We start from the raw sequence: 18,908 nt of genomic DNA, 5'->3' as shown, positions 1-18,908 counted from the left end.
GCAGAAGGTTGTGCTGGCGAAATGGATGTTCACCGACCCGGACGTGCTGATCCTGGACGAGCCCACCCGCGGGATCGATGTCGGGGCCAAGTACGAGATCTACGGCATCATCCAGAAGCTCGCCAACGAGGGCAAGGCCGTGATCGTCATTTCCTCGGAGCTGCCCGAGCTGCTGGGCCTCTCGGACCGGATCTACACGATTTTCGAAGGCGCCATCACCGGCGTGCTGAACAAGGACGAAGCCAGCCAGGAAAGCCTCATGAAACTCATGACGTCCGCCCGCAAGACCGCTTGACCCTTTGGGACAAACCAGAACAATCCGAACACCCCGGACACAAGGACTGAAACAATGAACGCGCTCAAGAAGCTCTTTGGCGGCAACACCCGCCAATTCGGCATGATCTTCGCCCTGGTTGCGCTGATCGTGTTCTTCGAGATTTTCACGGAGGGCCGCACGCTCACATCGGGCAACGTCATCAACCTCTTCAACGGCAACTCCTACATCCTGATCCTCGCCATCGGTATGGTGCTGGTCATCATCGCCGGGCACATCGACCTCTCGGTCGGTTCCGTCGCGGCCTTCGTGGGTGTCTGCGTGTCACTCTTCATCCGCGACTGGGGCCTGCCCTGGTACATCGGCGTCCTGATGGGGCTGGGACTCGGCGTCCTGATCGGGGCCTGGCAGGGATTCTGGGTGGCCTACGTCGGCATTCCCGCGTTCATCGTGACGCTGTCCGGCATGCTGATCTTCCGCGGCGCCAACCAGTTCGTCGGCAAGTCGAACACCATCCCGGTCCCGGCGGATTTCCAGTACATCGGCTCCGGCTATCTGGCCGAGTTCGGCCCGAAGACCGGCTACAACAACCCCACCATGCTGATCGGCCTGCTCGCCGTAGCGTTCGTAATCTTCAGCGAGATCCGGTCCCGCCGCAACGCCAAGAAGCTCGGCGCCGAGGTCCCTGAAGCCTGGGTCATGGTCCTCAAACTGGTGCTGGTCTGCGGCGCCATCCTCTACGCGACATACCTCTTCGCCACCGGCCGTCCGGGCACGTCCTTCCCGGTTCCGGGCCTGATCCTCGCCGTCCTCATCATCGTCTACGGCTTCATCTCCTCCAAGACCGTCATCGGCCGCCATATCTACGCGGTCGGCGGCAACCGCCACGCTGCGGAGCTCTCCGGCGTCCAGTCCAAGAAGGTCAACTTCCTGGTCATGATGAACATGTCCTTCCTGGCCGGCCTCGCCGGCATGATCTTCGTCGGCCGCTCCACCGCCTCGGGACCGTTCGACGGCGTCGGCTGGGAATTGGACGCCATCGCGGCCGTCTTCATCGGCGGCGCCGCGGTCACCGGCGGCGTGGGCACCGTGATCGGCTCGATCATCGGCGGCCTGGTCATGGCCGTCCTGAACAACGGCCTGCAGCTGCTCGGCGTCGGCGCCGACCTCACCCAGATCATCAAGGGCCTCGTGCTCCTGATCGCCRTCGCCTTCGACGTCTACAACAAGACSCARGGCAAGAAATCGATCRTCGGMATGMTGATGAAAAACTTCGRCCGCAGCAGCGAGATCAAGGCCGACGAGACCACCCAGACCAAAGAGGTCATCTCGAGGGGCATCTGACCCCCTCCCCCGGTTCCCCAACCCCACAGTTCTCCGCACACCACCAAAAGAAAGTGAACCAAGCAATGCGAATGATTGGTAAAGCAGGAAAGGCAGCAGCAATCGCTGCTATTGCGGCACTGGCGCTGACAGCCTGCGGCCGTTCCGACACCGGAACCACCAGCGGTTCCTCCACTGGAGGCGAAGCATTCCCGAAGGGATCCGCGATCGGCGTCGCTCTCCCCCAGAAGACCTCCGAAAACTGGGTCCTGGCCGAGCAGCTGTTCAACGACGGCCTCACCAAGGCCGGCTACAAGCCGGACGTGCAGTTCGCCAACGGCGGCGTCTCGGAGCAGCAGAACCAGATCAGCGCCATGATCACCAAGGGCGACAAGCTCATCATCGTCGGCGCCATCGACGGTGCACAGCTGGGCACCCAGCTCCAGCAGGCCAAGGACGCCGGCGCAACGATCATCGCGTACGACCGTCTGCTGCTGAACACCCCGAACGTGGACTACTACGTGGCCTACGACAACTTCAAGGTCGGTGAACTCCAGGGCAAGGCGCTGCTGGACGGCATGAAGGGCAAGAAGCCGGAAGGCCCGTACAACATCGAGCTCTTCGCAGGTTCCCCTGATGACGCCAACGCGAAGGTCTTCTTCGACGGCGCCATGAGCGTCCTGAAGCCGAAGATCGACGACGGCACCCTCAAGGTCCTCTCCGGCCAGACGAGCTTCGAGCAGGCTGTGACCCAGGGCTGGAAGGCAGAGAACGCCCAGAAGCGCATGGACACCCTGCTCGCCGGAACCTACGGCACCGCCCCGCTTGACGGCGTGCTGTCCCCGAACGACACTCTGGCCCGCGCGATCCTGACCTCCGTCAAGGCCGCCGGCAAGCCGCTTCCGATTGTCACCGGCCAGGACTCCGAGGTTGAGTCGGTCAAGTCCATCATGGCGGGCGAGCAGTACTCCACCATCAACAAGGACACCCGCGCGCTCGTTGAGCACTCGATCGTCATGGTCAACGACGTTCAGGCAGGCAAGACGCCTGAGATCAACGACGACAAGTCCTACAACAACACGGTCAAGGTTGTTCCCGCCTACCTGCTGGAACCGGTCATCGTCACCAAGGACAACGTCCACACGGCGTACGAGAACGATCCGGTCCTCGGCCCGATCACCAAGCAGTAGTTCCTTATCTGGCGTCCGGTTCACCGGCCGCGCCAGAGCACAGAGCCCCGGCTCTCCCGCAAGGGAGGGCCGGGGCTCTTGCGTTGGCCGTGATGCGCTGGCGGTGGTCCGCCGGCTGGGACCTTGGCGGTGGTGCGCCGGCGGTGACCTTGGCAGTGACCTTGCCTGCGGCGAGGCGCTTCACAGCGGAGACATAGCTTTGCGGGGAGGTTCGCACAGCGGCCCGTACCACTGTGGGACCAGCGCCGGGCATCGGGCCCGGCAGGAGATACCCCCAGAGACACCCAAGAAAAACTAGGAGCACCGTGAGCGTTCTTGCCCGGAGTGTAGGCAACGCCTTTCGAAACAAGGTCAGGACCGCCGCCGTGGTGGCGGTCCTGGCCGTAGCCATTGGACTTGCCCTGGCCATGCTCGTGGCCAACCARGCCGTCACCGGCAAGGTTGCCGAGCTGAACGCCTCGGTGGGCACGGTCCTGACCGTGAACCCCGCCGGCGGCCAGGGGTTCGAGGGTGGCGGCGAGCCGCTGACGTCCGCCCAGGCGGCCACGGCGGCGGCCGTCCCCAACGTCAGCAGCGTGGTCGGCACCAAGGCGCTGCGCCTGCGCAACGCCGCTGACATTGCCGCCGAGGCCGCGTCAGGACGGACAGGCCAAGGCGGCCCCGGCGGCCAGTCGGCCACCTCCGTCACCACGAGCCTCACGGCCGCCGTCGACGCCGGCACCCTCGGCAACCGTAACCAAGCCAGTACCGGCGCCTCCGGAAGCAGCACCTCGGGCAGTACCGGCGGCACCGCGCAGGCCGCGCCGGCGTTCTCGCTGCCCATCACGGCAACGGGCATCGGCGCCGAGGTGGACTCCACCGGCAAGGCCCTGCAGCTGACGCAGGGCACCGGCCTGGGCAACTACACCGCTGCGTCCACCGGCGCCCTGCTGGGCACCACCCTGGCCACCAAGAACGGCCTCAGCGTGGGCTCGACGTTCACCATCGGTGATAAAACCTTCACCGTCCGGGGGCTGTTCGACGCCGGGACCGCGTTCGGCAACAATGCGCTCTACGTGACGCTGCCGACCGCCCAGACCCTCGCCGCGCTCCCGGACGAACTCTCCACCATGATCGTCACGGTCAACAGCATGGAAAACGTCGACGCCGCCAAAACCGCCCTGCAGGCGGCGCTGGGCTCCGACAAGGCCGACGTCACCCAGGGCCAGCGGAACCTTGAGACCGCCGTCAGCTCGCTGGACAGCGTCAAGAACATTTCCTTCATCGCCTTCGTCGCGGCCCTTGGCACCGCCGGCCTGATCATCCTCCTGATCATGGTCATGCTGGTCCGCGAACGACGCCGCGAGATCGGTGTCCTGAAGGCCATCGGCGCCCCGAACCGCACCATCGGCCTGCAGTTTGTGCTGGAGGCCCTCGTGCTGGTGGCCATGGGCAGCGTGGTGGGCGCCGCCGTCGCCTCCCTCGCCAGCGGCGGCATCGCCAGCGCCCTCATCAGCTCAAGCAGCAGCACGAGCGCGGCGGCCACCGGCCAGCGCGGCGGCGCTGGCGGCTTTCCAGGGGGCGGGTTCCCGGGCGGGGCGGGCGGACCGCTGGGCGGGGCCAGTCAGCTGCTGACCTCCGTGACGGCGAGCGCCTCCCCCGGCGTGATCGCCGCGGGCATCGCCGCAGTTTTCGGCGTCGCCATCATCGGCGCGCTCGTCCCGGCCCTGCTCACCGCCCGCATCCGTCCCATCGAAGTCCTCCGAGGAGAATAGCCATGATCGAAGTCAAAAACCTGGTCCGCACGTTCAAGTCCGGCGACCGGACCATCAAGCCGGTCAACGATGTCAGCTTCGAGCTGGAGCAGGGCACGCTGGCCTCGATCGTGGGCAAGAGCGGCAGCGGCAAGAGCACCCTGCTCTCCTTGCTCGGGGCGCTGGACAAGCCCACCAGCGGCGACGTGGTGGTCAACGGCGTGAGCCTGGCCAGCATGCCCGACGGGAAACTGACCAACTACCGGCGCCGGGACATCGGCTTCGTGTTCCAGCAGTTCAACCTGATCCCGAACCTCTCGGCCGTGGACAACGTGATGCTGCCGATGGAATTCGCCGGCGTGCGCAAGGCGGCGCGGGCCGAGCGGGCCCGGCAGCTGCTCGAACAGGTCCAGCTCGATCCGGAGAAGCACGGGCGGCGCATCAACCGGCTCTCCGGCGGCGAGCAGCAGCGGGTGGCGATCGCCCGGGCGCTGGCGAACGAACCCAAACTGATCCTGGCCGATGAACCCACCGGCAACCTGGACGAGCAGACCGGCGAGCACATCATCGAGCTGCTCAGCACGCTCAGCCGGGACCACAACATCACCATCCTGGTGGTCACCCACGACCGTGCCCTGGCCAACAAGACGGACCGGCGCTTCCGGCTCCAGCAGGGCCGGCTCACCGAGGAAACGGCCCGGACCCGTGCGACAGCGGCCCTGACCGGCTGAGGACCGGCCGGCTTCGGGGACTTCGGCGGCGGAGCTGCGGGCAGGCCTTGGGGGCCCGCCCGCGGCTCCGGCGTCGAGCCGCCGGGGCTGAACTTCGTGAGACTGGATCTCCGCGTCGAACCTCCGCCATGCCAGGGCCGTCAACACCGCGGCCCGCCCGCCCCTGGGTGAGAAGATGGCATCATGTCTGCCCTCATCGCAAAGCCGTGGCTGTTCAGCCAGCCGGACCAGGACCCCCGCACAGCCACCGGTGCCAGGCTGCGCTGGGGTGTCATCGCCACCGGCGGGATCGCCGCTTCGGTCACACGCGACCTTGGGCTGCTGGCGGATGCGGAACTGTACGCCGTCAGCTCCCGCACACAGGCGGCCGCGGACGCGTTCGCGGCCGACTACGGCTTTGTCCACGCCTACGGTGACCAGGACGGCGCCAGTGGCTACGCCCGCTTGCTCGCCAATGACGCCGTCGACGTCGTCTACGTCGCCACCCCGCACGCCCACCATCACAAGATAGCCCTCGCCGCCCTCAACGCCGGCAAGCACGTGCTGTGCGAGAAGGCCCTCACGATCAATGCCCGGGAAGCAGCCGAGCTGATCGCGGCGGCCCGGACCAACGGAGTCTTCCTGATGGAGGCGGTCTGGAGCCGGTTCCTGCCCAGCATGCAGCGGGCGTTCGAGATCGCTGCCTCGGGCGAGATCGGCGAGGTGAAATGGGTCGGCGCCGACCTCGGCTTTCCGGCGCCGTACTCGCCCGGTTCCCGGCTTTGGGCACCCAAGGACGGTGGCGGCGCCCTGCTGGACATGACGGTCTATCCCCTGCTCTGGGCGCTCGGCACCCTGGGGTTCCCGCAAACGGTCAGCGCCACGGGCTGGCTGAACGACGACGGCGTCGACGCCCAGAATGCGTTGACGCTCGGTTACCACCACGGCGCCCAGGCCCAACTGACCTCGTCATTGATGGCCTACGGCCCCCGCACGGCCACCGTCGCCGGCACCAAGGGCTACCTCCAGAGCCCGGGCTCCATCAACAACCCGAAGGAACTGCTGGTCCGGATCGGCTTCGAGGGGCCCCGGACGGAGCAGTTCACCGTGGTGGGACGTGGCTACACCTACGAGCTCCGCGAGGTCACGCGGTGCATCCAGCAGGGCCTCACCGAGAGCCCGGTCATGCCGCTGGAGGACTCCCTGAACACCATGCGGCTTTTCGACGGCGTACGCGCGCAGCTCGGCGTGAGCTACCCCAACGACGCCCACTAACCGCCTCGCATTTTCCACGCCCCAGGCAACGGACCCGGCGCATTCCAAGTGTCTCGGTATGCCTACAGTTTCGGCCCCGCTCTGGACTCTCCTGTTGGGGCCGACTTACCCTGTAGGCAATTGTCCAGTCTTGGGATCGGGGGTGCGCGCATGGATCCTGCAGCAGCGTCCTCCCGCGCGGGCCGCACCTTGCGCCCCCTGCGCCCCTTGCGCCGCGTGCTTTTGGCCGCCGTCGCCGGCGCCGCGTGGCTGACACTGACCTGCACGGCCGCGCAGGCGGACGACGCCTGCGCGTTCTACGGGACGGCCGTCGACGCCGGGGAGAGCACGGCCGCCGCCTCCTGTACGGACGCCGACGACCTCCCTGTTCCCTCCCTCGACGGCGTGGTTTCTGTGGACATCTCTGCGGTCCCGGCGGGCGCCTGGGCGGCGGGCGCTGTTCCAGGGCCGGGAGTAGCTTCCGCGGACGTCGTTGCTGCCGACCCGAACGGGCCCGCGGACACCGCCCCTGACCCGGCGGTTCCCGACGCGCCACCGCCCGCCCCTGGGCAGGCGGCACCGGACCCGGCGCTCCCCTCCCCGGTACTCCCTGACCCTTCGCTCCCTGCGCCGGCACTCACCCCGCCGGCAACCGGGCCTGTGGTGGACCCTGCGGTWCCGGTCCCCGGTGTTGTTCCGCCGGTGGTGGACCCTGCGGTACCGGTCCCCGGTGTTGTTCCGCCGGTGGTGGACCCTGCGGCCACGGTTCCGGTTCCGGCACCTTCGTCGCCCGGCGACCCGGCGGCCCCGGCTCCGGCTCCGGCTCCGGATCCAGCAACTCCGCTCCCCGGCGACCCTGCGGCCGGGCCACCAGACGGCGTCGTTCCAGACGGCGTCGTTCCAGGCGGCGATGTCGCGGCGGGATCGCCTGCGGGGACGCCGGCGGGGACGCCGGCCGCCGTCGATGGCGCATCGGCGCCGGCGGGCGGCGCAAAAGCAACCGCCGCCAACGCAGCACCGGCTGAACTGCCGGCGCCTGCTCCCACCGGCACCGTGGCGGCCCGTCCGTTCCCGGCATCTCCTTCCCCGGGTGCCACGGTTGCCTATCCCGCCTTGCTGATCCCTGAACCCCGGGGCGCGGCAGCTGTCCAGTCCGGCGCTGCCCCGCCGGCCAAGGCCCCTGCCGGGACCGGTGAACCGCCGGCTCCCTCCGGCAACCCGGGTCCGGGCCCATGGCATGGCGGAACGGGACTGCCTGCGCCTGACGCACTCCCGCCGGCTCCGGGCTCGGGGTCCGGCAGCGGGCACTCCGGCGGCGGGCCTGCCGGAACGGCTGCGTGGATGCCCAGCCTGGTCTTCTACGTGCCCACCATCGGGGCCGACGCCATCGGCGGACCGCTCCAGCACGAGTACGCAGCCGTTAGCGCTGATCCCGGTTCTTCTCCTGACTAGTCGGGCCGTCTCTGCCTCCACAGAGCACGGCCCGTCGGGCTGCCTTTGCCGCCCGCCAACAGTCACCCAGGAGAATCCCCCATGGACACGACCGTCCACCGCCGGGCTTCCGGCACCCCAATTCCCGCCGGCCTGACCCTCTCAGCGCCCGCCCACCCTGAGCGCTCCGGTCCGCAGCCGAGGCCCGGCTGCAAGCCCCGCCCGCCCTAGCGCATGCCACCGCTCCCATCAAGGTCCTGTACCGCCGGAGCGAGGTCGTTGGGTCCGCTGGGGGACCCAACGGCATGCTCCGGCGGAGGGGCGTCCGCGGGTGGGGGTCCGGTGAGGGAAGACGCTTCGGCGCCGGGACCGGAGGTCCCCCACGCACCACGCGGACCGCAATCAGATACCCGTACCCGTATCATTCTTTAGGAGCGCCGCCGGGGCGCACACGAAAGGTACGGGGACAGCGTGGACAGTTCGCCCAACAGCATCATGGCGGAGCCCCTGGGCGGCCGCTATCAGCTGGGGGAGGTGATTGGCCGGGGCGGCATGGCATCGGTCTACACGGCCAAGGACCTGAACCTTGGCCGGGACGTTGCCCTGAAACTCTTTGCACCGCAATCGGCGGATCCTGACGAGCTTCGCCGGCAGGAAGCGGAGATCGAACTGCTGGCGACCCTGAATCATCCAAGCCTGGTGACGCTGTTCGACGCCGGGACGGACACCCGGATTCCCGAGGAGCCCCGGCCCTTCCTGACCATGGAGCTCGTGGACGGCCAGGATCTGCGGACCCGGATCCGCCACAGTCCCCTGCCGCTGGCCGAGTTGGCCGTGGTGGGCGCCGGGATCGCCGATGCCCTCGCCTACGTCCACGGCCTCGGCATCGTCCACCGGGACATCAAGCCCGCCAACATCCTCCTGGTGCCGGTCCGGCCGGGAGAGCCGCTTCGGCCCAAGCTCACAGACTTCGGCATCGCCCGGATCATCGACGGGACCCGGCTGACCGCCACGGGAACCATGGTGGGAACTGCCGCCTACCTCAGTCCCGAACAGGCCCGCGGTGCCGACCTCGGTCCGGCGAGTGATATCTACTCGCTGGGCCTGGTCCTGCTCGAATGCCTCAAGGGCGAGGTGGAGTACCCGGGCAGCGCCGTCGAATCCGCTGTGGCCCGCCTGCACCGCGCCCCCGTCATCCCGGACGCCGTGCCCGAGGAGTGGGCCCGGCTCATCCAGGCCATGACCGTCCTGGACCCGTTGGACCGCCCCGCGGCCGCCGATCTCGAGGCAGCCTTCCGTGTTGCCCTCGTTTCCCCCGGATCGCTGCCCGGGCCCGTCACAACGGAACCCACCCGGGTCCTCCCGGCCCCGCCGGCAAGGCGGCCCCGCCCACCCAGGCCCGGAGCCGCAACGGCTGCGGCGTCGAGAACACGCCCCCTGAACTCGCTGGACCCGGATGCCCTGCCGCTGCGGCCGCGCCGCCGCCGCTCCGTGTCGCGCGGGGCCGCATGGTTCCTCCGGGCCCGGCCCCGCACCCGCGTGGCCGTGCTGCTCGCCGCGCTGGCAGTCCTTGCCGTCGTGGCGACGATCGCGGTCGCCCTGTCCGCCCCCGCGGCGCCCGACGTCGTCCCCTACCCCACCGTCACCGGACCGCTCGGCGATCACCTGAGGGAACTGCAGAAGGGTGTGGAACCATGAGCGATTCGCGAACCGCCGGGCAAGACCGCGGCCGGGTGAGGTATCGGGTGTCCGCAAGCCTCCTCGCCGGACTGCTGGCCGCCGGGGCTTTGGCCGGTTGCGGCTCCCCCGCCCCCGAACTGGGCAGCGGCGCGGCCCGGCAACTTCAATCCGAAGTCCTGGCTGTCAGCCAGGCTGCAGCCGCCAACGACCCGGAGGGTTCCCTGAAGCACCTTGACGAGTTGCTGACCCGGCTGGATGCCGTCGCCGCGAGCGGCGAGGTGTCCTTCAGACGCCACCAGAGCATCAAGTCATCGATTGACGCCGTCCGGGCGGACCTTACCGCGCAGCAGGCGGCCGAGGCGGCCCGGAAGGCTGCGGAAAAAGCAGCGGCTGACAAAGCGGCAGCCGACAAAGCAGCGGCTGAAAAGGCTGCCGCGGCTCAGGCAGCAGCCCAGGTCGCTGCAGCGCGGACGGCCCCGGCCGCCGTCGCCCCGGCCCCGGCCAAGGCCGCCACCGGGAAATCGAAGCACAAGGGCAACGGCAAGGGCTGACCCCGCAGCCCTCCCCCGCCCGGCTGCCCCTCTTTCCTGCCATCCTCCGACCAGCCACCCCTACGACCAGCAGCGACGCGCGCACCGGAATCCCGGGCGGACAGCAGAACGCCCCGCCTCCCTTTCGGGAGACGGGGCGTTCTGCGTGGCGGCCGGCCCGGGCGCTGCCTGAGGTCTGGCGCCGGTTGAGGCTGGGACTACTTGGTCAGCGTCGCAAGCACTTCGCTGAACTTCGCCGACGGGCGCATGACCGCTGCAACCTTGGCCGCATCCGGCCGGTAGTACCCGCCAAGGTCCACCGGGGAACCCTGGACGGCCAGGAGTTCGCCGGTGATGGTGTCCTCGTTGGAGTTCAGCGCGTCAGAAACGGCGGCGAAGGCCGCGGCGAGCTCGGCGTCGTCGTTCTGGCTGGCCAGTTCCTGGGCCCAGAACTTGGCCAGGTAGAAGTGGCTGCCGCGGTTGTCCAACTCGCCGGCCTTGCGCTTCGGGGACTTGTCCTCCAGCAGGAACGTGCCGGTGGCCCGGTCCAGGGTGTCGGCCAGGACCTGGGCGCGGGCGTTGCCGGTGCTGGTGGCGAGGTGCTCGAAGCTGACGGCGAGTGCGAGGAATTCACCCAGGCTGTCCCAGCGCAGGTGGTTTTCCTTGAGCAACTGCTGGACGTGCTTCGGGGCGGATCCGCCGGCGCCGGTCTCGAACAGGCCGCCGCCGTTGATCAGCGGCACCACCGAAAGCATCTTGGCGCTGGTGCCCAGTTCCAGGATCGGGAAGAGGTCGGTGAGGTAGTCGCGGAGCACGTTGCCGGTCACCGAGATGGTGTCCTCGCCCTTGCGGAGGCGCTCCACCGTGAAGGCCGTGGCCTCATCCGGGGACATGATGGCGATTTCCAGGCCCGCGGTGTCGTGATCCTTGAGGTATTCCTCCACCTTKGCGATCATCCGGGCGTCGTGSGCGCGGCCCTTGTCCAGCCAGAAGAYGGCSGGSGTGGCGGAGGCGCGGGCRCGGGTGACGGCCAGCTTSACCCAGTCGCGGATCGGCACGTCCTTGGTCTGGCAGGCGCGCCAGATGTCGCCCGGGGCAACCTTGTGCTCGATCAGCACCGTGCCGGCGTCGTCAACGATCTGGACGGTGCCGGCGGACTGGATCTCGAACGTCTTGTCGTGGCTGCCGTATTCCTCGGCGGCCTGGGCCATGAGGCCGACGTTCGGGACGGTGCCCATGGTGGTGGGATCGAAGGCCCCGTGGGCGCGGCAGTCATCAACCACGACCTGGTAGATGCCGGCGTAGCTGCTGTCCGGGAGGACGGCGAGGGTATCGGCTTCCTGGCCGTCGCGGCCCCACATGTGGCCCGAGCTGCGGATCATGGCCGGCATCGAGGCGTCGACAATGACGTCGSWSGGCACGTGCAGGTTGGTGATGCCCTTGTCGGAATCGACCATCGCGAGTTCGGGGCCCTCGTTGAGGCCCTTTTCGATGGCTGCCTGGACGTCGCCGCGGATCTCCTCCGGCAGGTCGTCGAGGCCGTTGAGGATGGAGGCAAGGCCGTTGTTGGGGCTCAGGCCGGCGGCGGCGATCTGCTCACCGTAGGTGGCGAAGAGGTCCGCGAAGTAGGCCTTGACGACGTGGCCGAAGATGATGGGGTCCGAGACCTTCATCATGGTGGCCTTGAGGTGGGCAGAGAACAGCACGCCCTCGTTCTTGGCCCGGGCGACCTGGGCTGCGAGGAACTCATCCAGGGCCGCGGCACGCATCACCGTGCCGTCGATGACCTCGCCGGCCAGGACCGGGAAGGCACGCTTGAGGACCTTGACGGTGCCGTCTTCCTTGACGAGCTGGATCWTGATGTTGGTGTCGGCCTCGATCACCACGGACAGCTCGTTCGAGCGGAAGTCGTCGGCGTCCATGTGGGCCACGTTGGTCTTGGACTCCGGAGTCCAGGCGCCCATGCTGTGCGGGTTCTGGCGGGCGTAGTTCTTGACCGAGAGCGGGGCGCGGCGGTCCGAGTTGCCTTCGCGCAGGACCGGGTTCACGGCGGAGCCCTTGATCTTGTCGTAGCGGGACCGGATGTCCGTTTCCTCGTCCGAGGAGGGGTTGTCCGGGTAGTCCGGCAGCGCGTAGCCGTGGCCCTGGAGTTCGGCGATTGCGGCCTTCAGCTGGGGCACGGAGGCGCTGATGTTGGGCAGTTTGATGATGTTGGCTTCGGGCGTCTTGGCGAGTGCACCAAGCTCGGCCAGGGCGTCGCTGACGCGCTGCTCTTCGGTGAGGTAGTCGCCGAACACGGCGATGATGCGGCCGGCCAGCGAGATGTCGCGGGTCTCCACTTCCACACCGGCCGTCGAGGCGAACGCCTCAATGATCGGCAAGAACGAATAGGTGGCCAGCATCGGCGCTTCGTCGGTGTGGGTATAGATAATCTTTGCCATTGCGCGGGCGTCTCCCTGAAGGTCTGGGTATTTCCGGAATCTTGTGTTATCTCAACACCCCTAACTTACCCGAGGTGCCCCCGTTGGCGCCTACCGGCGTCGTGCGCGGACGGATGAGTGACATCCCGACACGGCATAACAAAAATTGACAAGCGACTTTACAGGTTAGTCAAATTGCCGTAGTTTCGTTCCATCCAGCGGCCGCCAACAGCGGCCGCCCCGCTTTTCCACCGGTTAGGACACCCATGAGAACACCCAAGACTCTGGCCACCAGCCTGCTGACTCTTTCGGCCGCCGCGCTGCTGGCCCTGAGTGCCGCGGGGGCGGCCACGGCCTCCCCCGCACCGGCCAAGGCACCGCTTTCCACCTCCGATGTCTCTAGCCACACCGTCACCGAGACGGGCGCGGCCGACTACTGGACCGCTGAACGCATGCGCAGCGCCGTCCCCGGCGACGTCCTGGCCGACAGGGCCATGAAGCGCAACGGCAAGGCCACCGCGGCCAGGGGCCCGGCGGAAACGGGCGCGCCGGGCAAGGTCGAGGCCGCGGCTCCCAAGCTGCAATCCCAGACGCTCCAGACCAAGACCAATGCGAGCGAAACCCCCGTCCCGCACATCGGCAAGGTCTTCTTCACCCTCGGCGGGACGAACTACGTCTGTTCCGGCAACTCGGTCTCCTCCGGCAACAGGAGCACGGTCTCCACGGCCGGGCACTGCGTGAATGAAGGCCCGGGCGCCTTCGCCACCAAGTTCACGTTCGTCCCGGCGTACCTGAACGGCGCGGCCCCCTACGGCAAGTGGACGGCCAAGGCCCTCTACGCCCCCACCCAGTGGAGCTCCTCGGGTGACATGACCTACGACACCGGCTTCGCCGTCATGTCCACGCTCAACGGCCAGTACCTGAGCGACGTCGTCGGCGGCTCCGGGCTGCAGTTCAACGCCGCCCGCGGCCTGAGCTACAAGTCATTCGGCTACCCCGCCGCAGCGCCCTTCAACGGTGAATCCCTCAAGAGCTGCTCCGGCACCGCCACGAACGATCCCTACAACCCGCAGTTCAACACCCAGGGGATCCCCTGCAACATGACCGGCGGTTCCTCAGGCGGTCCGTGGTTCATCGGCACCAGCGCCGCCGGCTACCAGAACTCCATCAACAGCTACGGCTACGGCAGCAACTCCACCAAGATGTACGGCCCGTACTGGGGCAGCGTGATCCAGCAGGCCTACACCACGGCGGCCGCTTCCTGATCTGAGGGCACGGGCCCCGTACACGCGGGGCCCGCGCTCCGTTCGCGGGGGCCTGTTCGCGGGGCCCGCGCTCCGTTCGCGGGGGCCTGTTCGCGGGGCCCGTGCTCCGTTCGCGGGGGCCTGTTCGCGGGGCCCGTACTCCGTTCGCGGGGGCCTGTTCGCGGGGCCAGCGCAGCCGGGCTTGTCTACCCTGTTTACCCTGTTTGCCCCAGCGCGGGGTCATTGCGTCCCATCTTCAGCAGTGGGGAGGACGCAGTGGCCCCGCGCTGGCTTTATGTGCGACGGCGGATCGCGCCCGCCCCCTGGACATGCCCTCCGCTAACACCAAGGCCCGGACATATACCCCACATGTCCGGGCCTTGCCATGCGGAGTGGACATGTCCTCCCGGGTGGCTTCTCGGCGCTTGGCAACGAATGAGCATGTCCCCCGGATGGCCCCCGGCGCGCCAGAAAGAACGGGCATGTCCCCCGGCTGGCCCTGGCAGCCCAGGGTCGCACGGGACATGCCCTCTCCACACTCCGAAGCCTGGACATATCCCCCATATGCCCACTCCTTGCCGCGAAAAATGAGCATGTCCCGCGGAAAGAATGAGCCTGTCCCAGGGTCCGGCCACCAGCCCGCTCGATGGCACAAAAAATGGACATGTTGCCCGGCCAGGGAGGGCATGTCCCGGAAAGGAATGGGCATGTCCGACCGGGTCGGTCTCGAGCTCCTGAACCCGTGAGCACGTCCTTTGGGTTGGCCCGGTACGCACCGAAAAGAATGAGCATGTCCCCCGGATGGCCCTGGCAGCCCCGGTCGCACGGGACATGCCCTCTCCACACTCCGAAGCCTGGACATATCCCCCGTATGCCCACTCCTTGCCGCGAAAAATGAGCATGTCCCGCGGAAAGCATGAGCATGTCCCAGGGACCGGCCACCAGCCCACTCGCTGGCACAAAAAATGGACATGTCCCCCGGCCAGGGAGGGCATGTCCATTTTTTGTGCCGGTCTCTTGCGCGCGGGTCCCTTGTGCGCGAACCGCAGCCCGAGTGGAAGAGCACTACCCGAGTGGAAGGGCCCTAGTGGAAGAAGTGGCGTGCCCCGGTGAAGTACATGGTGATGCCGGCGGCGTTGGCCGCGGCGATGACTTCCTCGTCCCGGACTGAGCCGCCGGGCTGGACGACGGCGCGCACGCCGGCGTCGACCAGGATCTGCAGTCCGTCGGCGAACGGGAAGAACGCGTCCGAGGCCGCTACAGCGCCCCGGGCACGCTCCGGCGAAGCGGCGGCGTCGGCATTCGAGGCCCCGCCAGCACCCTCGACATCGGACTCCACGGTGACGCCGAGGGTGTTGGCGCGCTCGACCGCGAKCTTGCAGGAATCGAGCCGGTTGACCTGGCCCATGCCGATGCCGACGGCGGCACCGTTGTCCGCGAGCAGGATGGCGTTGGACTTCGCCGCGCGGCACGCGGTCCAGGCGAACGCGAGGTCGGCCAGGGTGGCGGCGTCGGCGGCGTCGCCCGCGGCCAGGGTCCAGTTCGCGGGGGTGTCGCCGTCGGCGTCGACCTTGTCCGTGGCCTGCACCAGCATGCCGCCGGAGACCTGGCGGAACTCGGTCGGGTAGCGGCCGTATCCGTCCGGGAGGGCCAGGAGGCGGATGTTCTTCTTCTTGGACAGGATCTCCACTGCCTCGTCGTCGAAGCCCGGCGCGATGACGACCTCGGTGAAGATGCCGGCGACGGTCCGTGCCATCCCGGCGGTGACCGTGCGGTTCGCGGCGATGACGCCGCCGAACGCGGACACSGGATCGCARGCRTGGGCCTTGGCGTGGGCGTCGGCGATSGGGTCGGCCGCCGACTCGGACCCCACGGCCACGCCGCACGGGTTGGCGTGCTTGATGATGGCGACGGCGGGTTCGGCGAAGTCGAAGGCGGCGCGCAGGGCGGCGTCGGCGTCGACGAAGTTGTTGTAGCTCATGGCCTTGCCGTGCAGCTGGTCGGCCTGGGCGATGCCGGCCGGGGCGGCCTTGTCCACATACAGTGCGGCCTGCTGGTGCGGGTTTTCGCCGTAGCGGAGCACCTCGGAGCGTTCCAGGGCCAGGCCGGCGTAGGCGGGCCAGTCGATCACGCCGTCGCCGTCCTCGTCACGGAACTGGCTGGCGGTCCAGGTGGCCACGGCGGTGTCGTAGGCCGCGGTGTGCGCGAACGCCTTGGCGGCGAGCCGGCGGCGGGTCTTCAGGTCAAAACCGCCCGAGGCGGCGGCCTCCACCACGGCACCGTAGGACGCCGGGTCCACCACGATCGCGACGGCGGCGTGGTTCTTCGCGGCGGAGCGCACCATCGCGGGGCCCCCGATGTCGATCTGTTCGACGACGTCGTCCGGCGCGGCACCGGACTTCACGGTCTCCACGAAGGGGTAGAGGTTGACGACGACGAGGTCGAACGGCTCGATCTCCATGTCCGCCAGGGTCTGCATGTGGGCCGGGACGCGGCGGTCCGCGAGGATGCCGCCGTGCACGCGCGGGTGCAGGGTCTTGACGCGGCCGTCCAGCATTTCCGGGGARCCGGTGACYTCCTCGACTTCCTGCACGGGGATGCCCGCGGCGGCGATCTTCTTGGCSGTGGAGCCGGTGGARACGATCTTGACGCCGGCGGCGTGCAGGCCTTGAGCGAGCTCCTCCAGACCGGTCTTGTCGTAGACCGAAATCAGTGCCCGGTGGATGGGAACTCGGTCGATGGATACACGGTCAAGCTGCGTGAAGCTCACAAAAGTCTCCGTCTTATATCGCGGCGGGGCCGCGGGTGGTGGGGATGCGGCCAGTTTATCGCGTCCCGCCGCCGGGCCCTCCCGCGCGCCGGAGTGTGAAGCACGCGCAGGCCGCGGCCCGGCCACGTAGAGTTTTCACAGGAGGCCAAGATGAACACGTACACCACTGTGCCCAGCGGCGAACAGGTGGTCCAGGAACTGCCGTGGCGGTGGAAGGTCCAAGGCCGGATCTTCCTGATCGGCGGACTGGGCTTCATGTTCGATGCCTGGGACGTCACCCTCAACGGCATCCTCATTCCGTTGCTGTCCAAGCACTGGTCGCTGAGCCCGGGCGATGCCGCCTGGATCGGCACGGCGAACCTCATTGGCATGGCCCTGGGCGCGTTTGTCTGGGGCACCATCGCGGACACCATCGGCCGCAAGAAGGCCTTCACCGCGACCCTGCTGATTTTCTCCATCTTCACCGTGCTCGGCGCCTTCTCCCCCGACTTCATGTGGTTCGTCGTGTTCCGGTTCTTGGCCGGGTTCGGCCTGGGCGGCTGCATCCCGGTGGACTACGCGCTGGTGGGCGAGTTCACCCCGCGCAAACAGCGCGGCCGGGTGCTCACCGCGATGGACGGCTGGTGGCCGATCGGCGCCGCCCTCTGCGGTTTCGTCTCCGCCGGGCTGGTCGCGGCCTTCGCGGACTGGCGGCTGACCATGCTGGTCATGGTGCTCCCGGCGCTGCTGGTGTTCTGGATCCGCCGCGGCGTGCCGGAATCCCCGCTGTTCCTGATCCGCAAGGGCCGCCGCGACGAGGCCGCCAAGGTGATCGACGCCCTGGTCCAGGCCACCGGCGCCGAGGCCCGCGTCTACAGCCTGCCCGCACCGCAGGATGCACCACGCCTCTCGGCGGGGAGTGCGTGGACGCAGTTGCGCGCCCTCTGGCAGTTCAACTGGAAGATCACGACGGCGGCATGGGCCCTGTTCTTCAGCATCCTGCTCGTCTACTACCTGTCGCTGACGTGGATGCCGCGGATCCTGATCGGCGCCGGCTTCGAGGAGTACAAGGCCTTCCTGACCACGGCGTCGATGGCCGCCGTCGGACTACTGGGCGTGGTGGTGGCCGCCCTGCTGGTGGAGCGGGTGGGCCGCAAGTGGATCCTGGCGATCACCGGACCGCTGTCCGCGCTGACGCTCGTGATCGTGGCGATCGTGGTGGACATCCCCACCGCCGCCGTGTTCTGGCTCCTGGTGTTCGGCTTCGTGGTGCAGGTGGCCATCCCGGTGCTCTACACCTACGTCTCCGAGCTCTACCCCACGGAACTGCGCGGCTCCGGCTTCGGCTGGGCCTCGACGTTCTCCCGGCTCGGCGCCGGGTTCGGTCCGCTGATCTTCGCGGCCTTCCTGTGGCCGGAACTGGGGCTCGCGACGTCGTTCGCCCTGGCCGGCGGCCTCGTGCTGCTCTCCGTGCTGTGGATGGCGTTTTTCGCCCCCGAGACGAAGCAGCGCCGGCTCGAGTAACGCCCCTCCGCCCCTGCGCTCACCCTCATCCCTAACCCAACTGACTCGCAGCAGGGGCCGTTCTGAGTCTTCAGAACGGCCCCTGCTGCGAGCTACTTGGGCTGCCAGCCGCGGTAGGCGAGAGCGGCGCGGACCTTGGCCACGGCGGCGCGCGCGTCGTTCTCCATGTGCCGTTTTGAGATCCTGACCAGGATCCAGCCACTGCCTGCGTAGTCCTCTTCCCTGGCGATGTCGCGGATGACCTGGGCCGCGTCGGAGTGCACGGCCCCCTCGTACTCCACAGCAACCCGGTGTTCCGGATAGGCAAGATCAGGTTGACGCACGACGCCGGAGCGCAGGACCGTGCGCATGTTCAGTTCCGGTTCCGGTAGTCCTGAGCGGCAGAGGGCAAGCCGGAGTCTCGTCTCGGGGGCCGAATCCGCACCGATTCGGGCCTGCTCCAAGGCGAGCCGCGCCTTGCGGATACCGGGTGTTCCCTTGTGGCGGTCCAGCATCTCGGCCAGTTCCCCGGGACGGGCATAGGGCATGGTCCGGCTTTCAAACTCGGGCCGTGGATGGCGCAGCAGGTGGTCCGCCACCACGGTCAGTTCGTCAATGCTCATCTTCCGGGCGCAGTCCAACCACGTCCTGGTCCGTGAGGTTACCAGCAGCCCGTCGATCGTGGTGATTTCGTCGGCGAAGAATTGCCCGACATGGYCAATCACGCCCCTGCGCCGCGGTATTGCCATCGTGTCCGGACGGGAAATGTGGATGCCGAGGGCGTCGGCACCCGGGAGGAAGCCCGGAAAGTCCCAGATCAGGAAGGCGGTCGCGTGGGAGGCTGCAGAGAATTGCGTCACAAGGGTG

General features: G+C 68.2%; 13 protein-coding genes and 1 pseudogene. 11 read left to right on the top strand and 3 right to left on the bottom strand.

Annotated elements, in window-relative coordinates; genetic code table 11:
* The 9 genes and pseudogenes from AC1DHX_RS10670 to AC1DHX_RS10630 form a co-directional block, all read left to right on the top strand.
* Nucleotides 1–295, top strand: a pseudogene (locus tag AC1DHX_RS10670) (ABC transporter ATP-binding protein); the annotation flags it as partial.
* A 54-nt stretch (nt 296–349) separates the two neighbouring features.
* Nucleotides 350–1,618, top strand: coding sequence for a multiple monosaccharide ABC transporter permease (gene mmsB, locus AC1DHX_RS10665; RefSeq protein WP_476900021.1), 1,269 nt, complete (start codon nt 350–352; stop codon nt 1,616–1,618).
* A 65-nt stretch (nt 1,619–1,683) separates the two neighbouring features.
* The gene (locus AC1DHX_RS10660; RefSeq protein WP_476849132.1) at nt 1,684–2,787 is read left to right on the top strand and encodes a substrate-binding domain-containing protein; all 1,104 of its coding nucleotides are present in this window, start codon (nt 1,684–1,686) and stop codon (nt 2,785–2,787) included.
* Nucleotides 2,788–3,092: 305 nt separating this feature from the next.
* Nucleotides 3,093–4,541 carry an ABC transporter permease gene (locus AC1DHX_RS10655; RefSeq protein ID WP_476859176.1) on the top strand — a complete coding sequence of 483 codons (1,449 nt, stop codon included), beginning with the start codon at nt 3,093–3,095 and terminating at the stop codon, nt 4,539–4,541.
* Nucleotides 4,542–4,543: 2 nt separating this feature from the next.
* The gene (locus AC1DHX_RS10650; protein WP_476859177.1) at nt 4,544–5,251 is read left to right on the top strand and encodes an ABC transporter ATP-binding protein; all 708 of its coding nucleotides are present in this window, start codon (nt 4,544–4,546) and stop codon (nt 5,249–5,251) included.
* 183 nt (nt 5,252–5,434) lie between these two features.
* Nucleotides 5,435–6,505, top strand: coding sequence for a Gfo/Idh/MocA family protein (locus tag AC1DHX_RS10645; RefSeq protein WP_459384147.1), 1,071 nt, complete (start codon nt 5,435–5,437; stop codon nt 6,503–6,505).
* 150 nt (nt 6,506–6,655) lie between these two features.
* Entirely contained in the window at nt 6,656–7,936 is a 1,281-nt protein-coding gene (locus tag AC1DHX_RS10640) for a hypothetical protein (RefSeq protein WP_476859178.1), read from the top strand.
* 474 nt (nt 7,937–8,410) lie between these two features.
* The gene (locus AC1DHX_RS10635) at nt 8,411–9,613 is read left to right on the top strand and encodes a serine/threonine-protein kinase (protein ID WP_476859222.1); all 1,203 of its coding nucleotides are present in this window, start codon (nt 8,411–8,413) and stop codon (nt 9,611–9,613) included.
* Nucleotides 9,610–10,146, top strand: a complete 537-nt coding sequence (locus AC1DHX_RS10630) for a mucin-associated surface protein (RefSeq protein ID WP_476859179.1) — start codon at nt 9,610–9,612, stop codon at nt 10,144–10,146. The genes AC1DHX_RS10635 and AC1DHX_RS10630 overlap by 4 nt, the downstream gene beginning before the upstream one ends.
* 197 nt (nt 10,147–10,343) lie before the next feature.
* Here the strand turns inward: AC1DHX_RS10630 and AC1DHX_RS10625 are convergent, their stop codons facing one another.
* Nucleotides 10,344–12,566 carry an NADP-dependent isocitrate dehydrogenase gene (locus AC1DHX_RS10625; protein WP_476900020.1) on the bottom strand — a complete coding sequence of 741 codons (2,223 nt, stop codon included), beginning with the start codon at nt 12,564–12,566 and terminating at the stop codon, nt 10,344–10,346.
* 245 nt (nt 12,567–12,811) lie between these two features.
* Between AC1DHX_RS10625 and AC1DHX_RS10620 the strand changes: the two genes are divergently transcribed.
* Nucleotides 12,812–13,810, top strand: coding sequence for a trypsin-like serine peptidase (locus tag AC1DHX_RS10620; RefSeq protein WP_476859181.1), 999 nt, complete (start codon nt 12,812–12,814; stop codon nt 13,808–13,810).
* 1,063 nt (nt 13,811–14,873) lie between these two features.
* Here the strand turns inward: AC1DHX_RS10620 and purH are convergent.
* Nucleotides 14,874–16,559, bottom strand: a complete 1,686-nt coding sequence (purH, locus tag AC1DHX_RS10615; protein WP_476900019.1) for a bifunctional phosphoribosylaminoimidazolecarboxamide formyltransferase/IMP cyclohydrolase — start codon at nt 16,557–16,559, stop codon at nt 14,874–14,876.
* A 150-nt stretch (nt 16,560–16,709) separates the two neighbouring features.
* Here purH and AC1DHX_RS10610 point away from each other — a divergent pair, with 150 nt between their 5' ends.
* Complete coding sequence (locus tag AC1DHX_RS10610) at nt 16,710–18,062, top strand: MFS transporter (protein ID WP_476859183.1); 1,353 nt, start codon at nt 16,710–16,712, stop codon at nt 18,060–18,062.
* A 92-nt stretch (nt 18,063–18,154) separates the two neighbouring features.
* Here the strand turns inward: AC1DHX_RS10610 and AC1DHX_RS10605 are convergent, their stop codons facing one another.
* Nucleotides 18,155–18,901, bottom strand: a complete 747-nt coding sequence (locus AC1DHX_RS10605) for a hypothetical protein (protein ID WP_476900018.1) — start codon at nt 18,899–18,901, stop codon at nt 18,155–18,157.
* Nucleotides 18,902–18,908: the final 7 nt, after the last annotated feature.

This window comes from Arthrobacter sp. 05N33_2, assembly GCF_056397425.1.
Note: the sequence above shows the minus strand (reverse complement) of the source record. Positions and strands in the feature narration are given on the sequence as shown.

Bases quoted from the DNA above. Each gene is read 5' to 3' on its own strand.
- AC1DHX_RS10660 (WP_476849132.1), top strand. From the start codon at position 1,684: ATGCGAATGATTGGTAAAGCAGGAAAGGCAGCAGCAATCGCTGCTATT.
- AC1DHX_RS10650 (WP_476859177.1), top strand. From the start codon at position 4,544: ATGATCGAAGTCAAAAACCTGGTCCGCACGTTCAAGTCCGGCGACCGG.
- AC1DHX_RS10645 (WP_459384147.1), top strand. From the start codon at position 5,435: ATGTCTGCCCTCATCGCAAAGCCGTGGCTGTTCAGCCAGCCGGACCAG.
- AC1DHX_RS10635 (WP_476859222.1), top strand. From the start codon at position 8,411: ATGGCGGAGCCCCTGGGCGGCCGCTATCAGCTGGGGGAGGTGATTGGC.
- AC1DHX_RS10630 (WP_476859179.1), top strand. From the start codon at position 9,610: ATGAGCGATTCGCGAACCGCCGGGCAAGACCGCGGCCGGGTGAGGTAT.
- AC1DHX_RS10620 (WP_476859181.1), top strand. From the start codon at position 12,812: ATGAGAACACCCAAGACTCTGGCCACCAGCCTGCTGACTCTTTCGGCC.
- AC1DHX_RS10610 (WP_476859183.1), top strand. From the start codon at position 16,710: ATGAACACGTACACCACTGTGCCCAGCGGCGAACAGGTGGTCCAGGAA.